This window comes from Pseudomonas sp. NPDC078700 (assembly GCF_044542375.1).
GTDB lineage: Bacteria > Pseudomonadota > Gammaproteobacteria > Pseudomonadales > Pseudomonadaceae > Aquipseudomonas.
This window is the reverse complement of the sequence record NZ_JBITUI010000009.1, coordinates 24,136-35,001: the sequence shown is the minus strand read 5'-3', so window position 1 is coordinate 35,001 and position 10,866 is coordinate 24,136. Positions and strand designations below refer to the sequence as shown.

Below are 10,866 nucleotides of genomic sequence, written 5' to 3'. Positions count from 1 at the left end.
GGGCCCATAGCTCAGTTGGTTAGAGCAGAGGACTCATAATCCTTTGGTCCACGGTTCGAGTCCGTGTGGGCCCACCAACTTCAAAGCCGCGCACTGCGCGGCTTTTTCATGTCTGCAATAAAAAAGCTGGACCCGTCCTTTACTGGTATAGCCCGGGTCTCGGCTAGACCTGGAATCCCAAGGCAATCATCTCGCGCAAGGCCGTAGCACTTGACCTGTTTTTTTCCGAGGACAGGGGCGTTGATTGGAAGGTAAAATTGCCGGCTTTGTTAAAAAGCTGGAGATGTAACCTTGGCAATTCACTACTCGCCCTCCCCTGATGCTGTTGCTTGTGGCCGTACTGGCGCGAACCTGAGCAGCTCTGCAGATCAAGCACAGGTTTCGTGCAAGCTTTGCCTGCGTTCAATTGAGAAGGAAGCGGCGCCTACCGTCAGCAATCGCTCGCCAAGCCTTGCCGAGTTGCGCGCTGCGGCTAAAGCAGCGAAGGCCGCACCGGTCGCAGCGACAACCACAGCTAAAGCGACCCACAGCGTTCGCAATGCATGGCGTCAGAAGTTAGAGCAGATGCCAGGCCGCAATCGCCTACCGCGCAGCGCTGCCAAACAGGCATTCGTCTAAACAGCAGGCTCAGGGCAGGTTTATCAAGATGCTGCAAACTGCACTCAGCTGATAAATCTGCCTGCTTTCTTCACGCAGGCTTACGCCTCAAGCGTTTCCCCATTCCCCCGCGCATAGCCACAGCACAGCCGCATCATGCACCTCGAAACTTTCGACTACACGCCCTTGGCACCAAGGGGATTAGACCCTGATGCAAATAGCAGCCACAATCAGTTCACTAAATGAGCCGAATAGGCTTGTTAATCGGCTCACGGATAAACAGTCGCTATGGGTGAATCCTTCCGAGACTGACAGCAACTCGACAGGCCGTGCTTCAACTGACAAGCCGAACAAACAACCGCTTACTCGATGGCGGCGAACGGAGCATAGGCAGGACGATACCTGGATCAGGTTGACCGACCAGAGGGCAGTAGATGAGTAACAACATCACGATCCGGCCTGCAAAGCCTGCGGATGCGCAAGCCATCCAGGCAATCTACGCACCGATGGTTGAGCGTACTGCCATTTCATTCGAACTCACGCCACCATCGGTTGTTGAAATAGCCCGGCGCATCGAATCTACACTGCCAACTTATCCCTACCTTGTAGCGGAGCAGGATGGACGCGTTATCGGATATGCCTACGCAGGTCAATATCGTGCCCGAGAGGCGTATCAATGGTCCGTCGAGGTGACCGTGTATGTCGCCCCAGAGGCGTACCGCAAAGGTGTTGGCCGTGCACTTTATGAGGCTTTGCTAACCACTTTGAAGAGGCAAGGCTTTCACGCTGCCTATGCAGGTATCGCATTGCCGAATGAGGGTAGCGTGGGGCTCCATGAAGCCTTGGGATTCACTCATATAGGCACCTTTCCAGAGGTAGGATTCAAGCATGGGAGCTGGCACGATGTGGGCTACTGGCGCATTGAGCTTGATGTGTCTTGCCCACCGCTCCCGATTAGAGTGTTCAGCAGGCTTAATCCAATAGCCAAATAAATTGAGAGCTAGCACGCCAAACAATCTACAACCTGATGCACTTCAGGATGCTCAACGCCTTGGCGCCGACACGTTCAGCACTACCTGTGCGCACCATATCGACGCACAAAATAACCTGCTGCACGATTTTGCACGGTAAATTTCAACAAAAACAATCATGCTTTCAGCGAATTATCTCGCCTACAGCCTAGTAGTTAGCATGCTTACGAATTGGCTCAGTATTTGCTTTTCCCTTGTCAGTTGAATGCCAAGGTTGGAGCGGTGAATGCCTTTATCAAGTAGTTCTATGCAATTGTCCCCGAGCGAGAAGCGCTGGTTACCTTGGTTTGGAAAAACTGGAAAGATTGCGATGAGTTGGTCCTGTCGGCTCAATCAGTCGGCCTACCCGGTGATCGAGCAAACCTTTGAAGCCATCGCACAAACGCGGGTGCAGCTGCTGCACAACTGGACGCGTGAGCAATGGGAGCACTTGGCGGAATTAAGCGAAAGCCTGGGTCGTGGACTCCCGCAAGTCGACCCCGCGTCGCTCACAGACAAGCTCACTCAGGCGGAAGATTTCTCTGAGTTGTTTGTCGTTGACAGCAAGGGCAGCATCATCGCTTCGACCTGGAGTGGACGTGAAGTCGGCTCGATCCATAATCAACGTGCACTGACAGAGGGCTTGAAGGCACCGTTTCTTCATGGCCCCTACAGCGACCCGCTAACCCTTCAAATTGGGCCTTCAACTTCAAGTTTCCATGATGAAGTGACCCTAATGTTCTATCAGCCACTCGAGCTTGACGGAGCCGTTTGGGGTTGCCTTTGCGCACGCGTACCAAACGATGTACTCGGCGACCTTATTCAGCGTGAGGCCGGCCACATTTATGCCGAGTCGGGCGATAACTACCTGTTTATGGCCCAATCAAATTTTGACCGTGCAATTGCGCCAGGTACTGCACTGTCGCGTTCACGTTTTGAAGACAACACCTTTTCTCATGGTGACAATCTTAAAAGTGGCGTGCGCACTCCATGGAAAACGGTACAAATCCAAAAGCACACCGAACTGGAGTTACGCTTCACTGATCCCGCCACCCAGCAACTGCACCCTGGCGTGCGCGAAACGATCCGCAATGGTGCCAATCTGTTCGTGACCTACCCCGGCTACTCAGACTACCGGCACATTCCAGTGGTCGGCAAAGGGGTCACGTTCCAGCTGCCCGGCTCGCCAGACCGCTGGGGCATGATGTGCGAAGCCGACTTGGAAGAAGTGTACCGTCGTCGCTCTCTGAGTTATGGCTTGATGAAGCCCTACCTCGCGACAATGACTGCACTTTTTGCCAGCAATTTTCTGGTCCAGCATTACAGTGGGCTGAGCCAAGGCCTGATTGATGCCGTCGAAGTGCTGAGCATGCTGTTTGCGACTATGTTGTTCAGCCTGCTCGGGCCAAAACGTCTCGCCGCAAGATTAAGTGAAATGACCAGCGTGATCAGAGCGATTGCAGAGGGTGAAGGCAATCTTCGTCAGCGTTTGGACACCACACGCATGGCCAATGATGAAACGGGCGACATGAGCCGCTGGATCAATAGCTTCATCGATAATCTGGACTCGGTTGTCGGCCAGGTTGTGAAGGCAAGTCGCAATGTCGGCACCACTAACCAGATGATGCTGGGCAGAAGCCAGGAAGCGAACCTGACTTCGGCAGAGGTTGCTGAAGCGGTAACCAGCATGATGATTATTGTCGAAGATCAGTTAGGCGAGATCCAGCAAGCTTCCGTCAGCGCCGAACAAATGAAGCAAGCGATGGATGAGGTTGTCACCCGCGCCCGAGAGCAATTTCTGGTTGTACAAACAGGCACACAATCTATCCGCGACGTAGTTGAGCGATCATCTTCAAGCGTGCAGTTGCTTGATAGCAAGATGACTCAGATCGGAAACATCACCGGTCTTATCAGTGACATTACCAACCAGACCAACTTACTGGCGTTGAACGCCGCCATTGAGGCCGCACGTGCGGGCGAACATGGCCGAGGCTTTGCGGTAGTGGCTGACGAAGTTCGTAGCTTGGCCTCACGGACCTCGCGGGCTGCCGAGGATATTCGCAACATGGTCGATGGCCTGCAAAGTGAAACGCAAAAGGCTGTGAGCTTCATGGAGGAAGGCGTCAAAGACGTCGATAACAGCCTGCGCCTCGCTGAAGATGCATCGTCGGAAAACGTACAGCTGCATCAAGCGGTGGACAGCATGTTTACGATTATTCAGCAGCTCAACAGGCGCAGCCTCGACTACGGCCAAACGATTAAGCAGGTCGATCAATCCTCAACAGAAATGCGCCAGACTGCAGTCGTACTGCAAAGCAGTGCGGAAACGGTAAGGCTCAATGCCAACAAACTGCAAAAACTGGTCGGCCAGTTTGAAGTGAGTGGTAATCATGGTCATGGCGTGGCGGCGCAAACCTCTAGAAATCGGCAGGCTGCGCTGTGTTAGGCCGCTTTAACCTCGTTCAGAAAATACTGCCGTGCCACAGGCTCTAGGCCACTGCACAGCAGCGCCTCTTGAGGTGTGCGGCTAAAGCCTGCGCATGCTGCGCAAGCAGACAGTTTGCGCAGCAAATGGACAGATCGCGCAACCATTTTGAGTAGAACTATCTCTGTAACATGAGTGAACAACTGAGTGCTGATAGTAGCCGGACACGCCAATGCCCGAGGAGGCAACGCAGTGTTTCACCGTATTCTGTTTTCCCTGTCCGCTCTTAGTTTGTCCATTTGCACAGCACAAGCTGCCAGCGCAGAGACACTCAACACCCCACGGCTGGCAAGCGCGGATAATTTCCGCGATGTCGCGGGCAATACCACTGCGTACACCACGGCCAACAATGGGGTCATGCGTGGTTGAACATGATCTTGCCCGCAATGGGCATCACAAAGGTGATCTCATCATTGACCGGCGGCAGTTCAATGGTGAAGTTTCCCGCGGTAGATCATGTGCCGAAAGCTACCCCCTTCGTAGCGACCATACACCCCTGCGATGTTAATGCGTTTATCCAAACGAGGCAGGTTGGCATAGACATTACCAACCATCTTTGCGGACAGCTGCATGAAATCATCCGCACTCATGTCATCAGACCTGATTATCACTTTGCTGCGGGTGCTAGCGGCCATCATCGTAATTTCCAACCTGTTCATTGGCGGCGACAAAGAAAACAAAACGTGACGCGCCCACCATCGCATAAGCGGTCCACTCACCAGTTTATGGCGGCTAAATGACATGCAGATGACGAGGTCAGAAATTTAAAACCCTGCCCAAGCGCCCTGAGCGTAACGGGAAAAACTGCCCATCAGGAGGGGCAGGAAATAGCAGCTCATCGCAGCGTCGCACTTGCCCCCTCAATCTTTTGGCTAGTCGACCGATAAAGAGACACAAGCGCTACTTACCTGCCTTTGCGCTGTACGAGGACCTGCCCAATGCTGTTAAAACTGAAAACAAAAGTAGTGCTGCTCGCACTCATACCCGTGCTGCTGTTTGCCTTGGTTATTAGCGGCGCTGCTGCGTGGGTGCTGCAGAGCCTGGCGACTCAGGAGCTCAAGGAAACGCGTGAGCGTCTGCTTCAGGAAAGCCGTAACGAATTGCAGCATTACGCACAAATCGCACTGGGGTCCGTGCAATCGCTGTATGACAATGCCGCACAAGGTGATATGGCCAGCCGTGAGCAAGCCATCGCCATTCTGTCGAAGATCAAGTATGGCAAAGACGGCTACTTCTTCGGCCATGACTCCAACGTGGTTCGCCTGTTTAGGGGAGACAGCTCGGTGGATGTCGGCAAGGATTTAAGCGACCGTCGTGATGCCAATGGCGTGTACATCAACCGTGAGTTGGTGAGGGTCGCCAAAGACAATACCTACTACATCAATTACAGCTCGCCACTGCCAACCGATGACTCGGTGATGGTGCCAAAAATGGCTTACAGTTATTACTTGCCAAAGTGGGACATGGCGCTGGGCACTGCTATCAATCTGGATGGTGTCGAGGCGCAGATCGCCAAGGTGCAAGTCGCCATTGACCAGCGCATCAGCACCATTATCAGCAGCATTGTGGTGGTTGCGATCGTGCTACTGGTGGTGTTCGGTATTGCCGGTGTGGTGCTGAGCAATACCTTCCTGCGGCCCCTGCAACAGATCAAAGACAACCTCGATGATATTGCCGCCGGTGAAGGCGACTTAACCCGTCGCCTGCCCATCAATGGCAACGATGAGCTTGGCCAATTAGCGGGCTCGTTCAACCGCTTTATTGAAAAAATTCACGGCATGGTTCGCCAGATGGTCGATGTGACAGGCCAACTCACCGAGTTGGTCGGCCAAGTATCGGCGCAGGCCCAGCGTTCCGAAGATGCCATGGAACGTCAGCGTCATGAGACCGATCAGGTCGCGACCGCAATCAATGAAATGTCTGCAGCGGCACAAGAAGTGGCCCAAAGCGCACAAGGTGCGGCGGAAGCTGCGCAAAAGACCGATACAGAAGGTCAAGCCGCGAAGAAGGTCGTCGATGGCAGTATCGAGCGCATCCACACCTTGGTGCAGGATATTCGTGACAGCGGTGTATCCCTTGATACCCTGCAAAAAGACGTCACCTCAATTGTCAGCGTACTGGATGTGATTCGCTCAATCGCTGAACAGACCAACCTGCTCGCCCTGAACGCCGCTATCGAAGCTGCGCGGGCCGGTGAAGCCGGTCGTGGTTTTGCGGTAGTCGCTGATGAAGTTCGCGCATTGGCCAGCCGCACCCAGCAGAGCACTCAAGAAATTCAAGGCATGATTGATCGCTTGCAGAAAGGCACTCAGGCTGCTGTTTCTTCGATGCAGCGCTCAAGCGATGCCGGTGATGTGACCAGCGAGCAAGCCAACCATGCCGGTACTTCACTGGATGCAATTGCGCAGTTAATCGCCACCATCAATGCAATGAATGCGCAAATAGCCAGCGCCGCCGAAGAGCAAACAGCGGTGGCCGAGGAGATTAATCGCAGCGTGCACAAGATTGCTGTGGCGGTAGACAGTGTGGCGGATGAAACCCAACAAGGCGCACACACCGCACGGAACCTGGCAGGGTTGGGCGATCGCTTAGGCTCACTGGTGAGCCAGTTCCGTATCTGACACGTCTGTCTCTGAACGCAAAATGGGGACAAATTTGTCCCCATTTTTACGCTCCACAATTGAGTCACTCGTAGAGTGGATGACGCTTGTTCATCCACTGTTACTGATTGAACTGAACACCTTGAACCATGGCGGACAAGTTTCGCGTTATCAGCGCCTACGCACCATCACCCGCCATTGACTCAGCCGCTGAATACCGCAGTCCCGCGTCAAGCCGTTACGCAGGCTTCCCACTGCCGTCATCGCGCGTTTTTATCAATGCCGCACCAGGGTCTTGAGCAGGAGCTGCATACCAGTTTTCCCGCGGCACCAGCTTGGCGTCTTGCGGGTCGCCAAGGTAATGCGGCGACATAATGGCGACCCCATACTCGTTAAATACGTCCTGAATATGGGCATGCAGCACACTGAGCAATTGCGCCCGTGGCCGTGGCTCACTGGGTATGGCTTTGGCGACGAGACGGTACTCAGGATAGAAGTCTGAAAGTGCAGTCTGGAACACCACAGGTGAGGGATCATGGACTATCCCGTCTGTGCGCTTAGCGGCCTCAAGCAGCATGGCTTCGACTTGTCGCCACGGCGTGTCATAACCGATGGTGACCACGGTATCGACAATGTAACCACTGCCATCAACCGTACGCGAGTAGTTCTTGGTCACGCCACTGGTGATCATCGCATTGGGGATCGTCAGCACCTCACCCAATCCCGTACGGATGGTGGTGGTAAACATGCCAAGCTCGGTGACCGTGCCTTCGTGCCCCCCTACACTGACGAACTCCCCGGGACGCAATGTACGCGAATAAGTGAGAATCAGCCCTGCTGCCGCTTGCCCAACGACGCTAGATGCGCCGAGAGAAATCATCAAACCGACCAAGACGGATAAGCCTTTAAATGCATCCGTCCCTGCGCCTGGCAAGTATGGATAGGCCATAGCCAATGCAAATAACCAAATGGCTATAGACGTCAGGCGCATGGTTGGCTGCAACGTTTCTCCGCTCAGCCAACTGATGGTGCCGGGACGCGCCATGCGCATCAGCAAGCTACGGGTAAAACTGATGATGCCGCGCGCCATAAAGAAAATAGCAACCGCGATAGCCAGCCCAGGAAGTGCATTAATCACGCCCTCAAGCAGGTACCTGGCTAAGTTGAACAAATAAACATTTAGGCTCTCGCCCCAGGGCCGCGTGTAGGGGAAGCGCGAGAGCACAAAGCTCAGCCACTGATAGCTAAACAACAGCACCAGCGCCCAATACAACAACCACACTAAACGGTCGACCAAATAATAGATGTTCTTGATATCGATTAGCGGCGTGTGCCCGACCTTAAGCGCGCTGGTATGACGCTGCATCAGGCGTGGCAGTTGGCTGGCAAGTTTGCGCCGGACCCAGCTCACGCCACGCAACAAGCCAACATAAATCAAGGTCGCAACCAAGCTGAAGCCTGCTGCGACGAGCATGAAATGCACATTGCGTGTTTGCTGTGTTTCAGCAATCACAATGCGCAGTTTCTCAGCAGCAATCTCAGCTGTTTCATTGGCTGAGCTATCAGCGGTGTCGATATCCCCGGGAGAAACAATAAAAGCCCGCCGATGACCAATCAGCACCACAAAGCTCTTCAGAATCGGATCAATCCTGACCTCTAGCGCTTCATTGCTATCGAGCGCTTCATTTATCACCGAGCGCGCTCGGGCAACCCGCTGCTCAGGGGTTTCGCTGAGCAGCGTTGCACGAAGCACAATAATGTTTCGATTAGCGATGCTCAGTTCGGCGGGATTGTCCTCTACAACAATTAACGGCCCGTCAGCCGCAGACGCGACATTTAACCAACTCGCCCCCAGTACACAGCAAAACACAGCGACCCAAAAGTTGACTGCAACGCGCATTACTTAAACTCCATCATGCCGACTACCACAGTTCTGTGGCCCACTGTAATTGAAGCGTTAACGACCCTGTGAACAAGCACGCGAGTTAGGCACTGGCGCTAAAAATAGCGAGCGAAACAAGCAAATTCAGAACTAACCCGATTGGACTCGCAGGACAAACGCCTGCGAGGCGCATCTGCTAAACAGTTGAGATAAAACCTCTGAGCATGTATCAATCGCGACTAAAGCGGCCCCACTCAGTGCTTAGCTCTGTGACAAAGCGTAGACCACCTAAAAGTTAGGTGCAGACTCATAATGCACTTAATTACGGCGCATCTTATATCGCCGAGTGCCCTATCCAACACGCCTTTACACCGAAAGTTGATGATTCATAGCATCACCCTAGACCGACTCTTCGGGCGTGGCGCAATTTGTCAAGCTGATGACAGCATATGCCAATAATTAAAACCCATTAAGTTCCAGAATCATGGCTGATCAAATGATGATGCAGGAAGCTGTGAGCATTTCAGCGCAACTGGCTCAATACCGCGGCCCTACGTTCTCACTACAAGATAGACACAGCTCAAGCTGTTGATCAGTCACTATAATAACGAGGAACCTGATATGGCACTGCCTGAAAGCTACACCCATCAAGATGAACTGCTGACCATCTCCAGCGACGCACAACCTTTTCTGGACGGTCTATTGCACCCCGGAATTAGCGTAGCGCCATTGTTTCTCGATACGCACAACGGTGTGTGGTGCCTGCGTGTAAAATTCAAGCCGGGCGTGACCCTGCCAATCCACTATCACACTGGCGTTGTGCACCTCTACACCATGTCCGGTTGCTGGTACTACACCGAATACCCAGATCAAAAACAAACAGCAGGCAGCTATTTGTTCGAGCCCGGTGGATCGATCCATCAGTTCAATGTTCCAGCCGACAACACCGAAGACACTGACACCTTCATGATTGTGTTCGGTGCCAACGTAAACTTCACCGAAACTGGTGAATACATGAACATGATGGATGCCAGCCTGATCAAAACTTGGGTCGATCAAGCGATCAAAGATCAGCCAGGCGCCGAGAAGGTTCGTTACGTTAACAGCCCAGTGCCGAGCTTCACCAAGTCCTAATCTGGCTGCGCGCCGCCGCACTTAGTGCGCTATCAACGTCTGCCCAATGCTCGAGTTTGCACTCGGTATCAGGCAGGCGTTTTTTATTGCTTCAGCAAAAAATTAACGCCTGCACGGTTTGCCGTTTAATCGTTCAGGCCACAAAAAATATTCACCTTATCTATTTCCCGCCTCATACCCGGCAAGCGGGCTATGCTTGAATCCGTACGATTAAAAACAACACGAACGGGCCTGATGGCATACAGGGAAGGAAGTGAATGAGTAAACATCGCGCACCCGCACGCCTGCTGGCAGTGACATCTTTAATGACGCTTACCGGCAATGCGATTGCAGCAGAAAAAAGCAGTGCAGAACTGGCCAAGCAATTGGCCAACCCTGTGGCGGCGTTAATCAGCGTGCCCTTCCAATATAACTACGATGAAAATATTGGCCCGGACGACAAAGGCACCCGCCACACGCTAAATATTCAACCGGTTATACCTGTGGATATCAGCGAAGACTGGAACATGATTTCGCGCACTATCCTGCCCGTCATCGACCAGACCGACATCGCCCCCGGTTCAGGTAACCAGACCGGCACCGGTGACGTATTGCAGAGCCTGTTTTTTTCCCCTAAGGCACCGACGCAGAACGGTTGGATTCTAGGCGCTGGCCCTGCATTTCTTTTACCCACAGGCTCTGATGATTTGCTCACCGCAGATAAATGGGGCATTGGCCCAACGGCTGTTGCACTCAAGCAGTCCGGGCCCTGGACCTACGGCGCATTGGTCAATCACATCGCCAGCGTTGCCGGCAAAGATGACCGCGACGATATCAGCTCCACCTTTGTGCAACCCTTTCTCACCTATGGAACCCCGAACGGGGTTACTTTTGGCATCAACTCCGAATCCACATATGACTGGAAAGGCGATGAAGGCGCTGTGCCAGTGAACTTCCAGATCAACAAAGTCAGCAAATTCGGCAAGCAGATGGTGCAATACGGAGCAGGCCTGCGCTATTGGGCGCAAAGCACCGAAGCGGGTCCCGAAGGTTGGGCCTTTCGGCTCAACTTCGTGCTGCTTTACCCCAAATAACTCAGCGTGATGACGGCTGAGGGCAACGCCAGCTAACCATCAGGCAAAAAAAAGGCGGTAACCAGTTAGGTTACCGCCTTGCTCA

General features: G+C 53.4%; 9 protein-coding genes and 1 tRNA gene. 8 read left to right on the top strand and 2 right to left on the bottom strand.

Annotation, left to right across the window (positions count from 1 at the left end):
- From ACIGCM_RS22500 to ACIGCM_RS22480, 5 genes are all read left to right on the top strand, one after another.
- Positions 1–77 (top strand) — tRNA-Ile (locus ACIGCM_RS22500).
- Between the two features lie 214 nt (positions 78–291).
- Entirely contained in the window at positions 292–618 is a 327-nt protein-coding gene (locus ACIGCM_RS22495; RefSeq protein WP_397504296.1) for a hypothetical protein, read from the top strand.
- A gap of 413 nt (positions 619–1,031) precedes the next feature.
- A complete protein-coding gene (locus ACIGCM_RS22490; protein WP_397504295.1) occupies positions 1,032–1,589 on the top strand; it encodes an arsinothricin resistance N-acetyltransferase ArsN1 family B in 558 nt (185 codons plus the stop codon).
- A 265-nt stretch (positions 1,590–1,854) separates the two neighbouring features.
- Positions 1,855–4,053: a methyl-accepting chemotaxis protein gene (locus ACIGCM_RS22485; protein WP_397504294.1), complete on the top strand. Its 2,199-nt coding sequence runs from the start codon at positions 1,855–1,857 to the stop codon at positions 4,051–4,053.
- A 231-nt stretch (positions 4,054–4,284) separates the two neighbouring features.
- Positions 4,285–4,461 carry a hypothetical protein gene (locus ACIGCM_RS22480; protein ID WP_397504339.1) on the top strand — a complete coding sequence of 59 codons (177 nt, stop codon included), beginning with the start codon at positions 4,285–4,287 and terminating at the stop codon, positions 4,459–4,461.
- Positions 4,462–4,520: 59 nt separating this feature from the next.
- On the opposite strand, the gene ACIGCM_RS22475 is transcribed toward ACIGCM_RS22480, so the two are convergent.
- The gene (locus ACIGCM_RS22475; protein WP_397504293.1) at positions 4,521–4,664 is read right to left on the bottom strand and encodes a hypothetical protein; all 144 of its coding nucleotides are present in this window, start codon (positions 4,662–4,664) and stop codon (positions 4,521–4,523) included.
- 366 nt (positions 4,665–5,030) lie between these two features.
- Between ACIGCM_RS22475 and ACIGCM_RS22470 the strand changes: the two genes are divergently transcribed.
- Positions 5,031–6,713 (top strand): methyl-accepting chemotaxis protein, encoded by a 1,683-nt coding sequence (locus ACIGCM_RS22470; RefSeq protein ID WP_397504292.1) that lies wholly within the window; start codon positions 5,031–5,033, stop codon positions 6,711–6,713.
- A 217-nt stretch (positions 6,714–6,930) separates the two neighbouring features.
- Here ACIGCM_RS22470 and ACIGCM_RS22465 read toward each other — a convergent pair whose 3' ends face one another.
- On the bottom strand, positions 6,931–8,592 hold the full coding sequence (locus tag ACIGCM_RS22465; RefSeq protein WP_397504291.1) for a mechanosensitive ion channel family protein: 1,662 nt from the start codon (positions 8,590–8,592) through the stop codon (positions 6,931–6,933).
- A gap of 603 nt (positions 8,593–9,195) precedes the next feature.
- On the opposite strand from ACIGCM_RS22465, the gene ACIGCM_RS22460 reads away from it, so the two are divergent.
- Both ACIGCM_RS22460 and ACIGCM_RS22455 read left to right on the top strand, forming a co-directional pair.
- Positions 9,196–9,708, top strand: a complete 513-nt coding sequence (locus ACIGCM_RS22460; protein ID WP_397504290.1) for a 2,4'-dihydroxyacetophenone dioxygenase family protein — start codon at positions 9,196–9,198, stop codon at positions 9,706–9,708.
- A 257-nt stretch (positions 9,709–9,965) separates the two neighbouring features.
- Complete coding sequence (locus tag ACIGCM_RS22455) at positions 9,966–10,781, top strand: transporter (protein ID WP_397504289.1); 816 nt, start codon at positions 9,966–9,968, stop codon at positions 10,779–10,781.
- Positions 10,782–10,866: the final 85 nt, after the last annotated feature.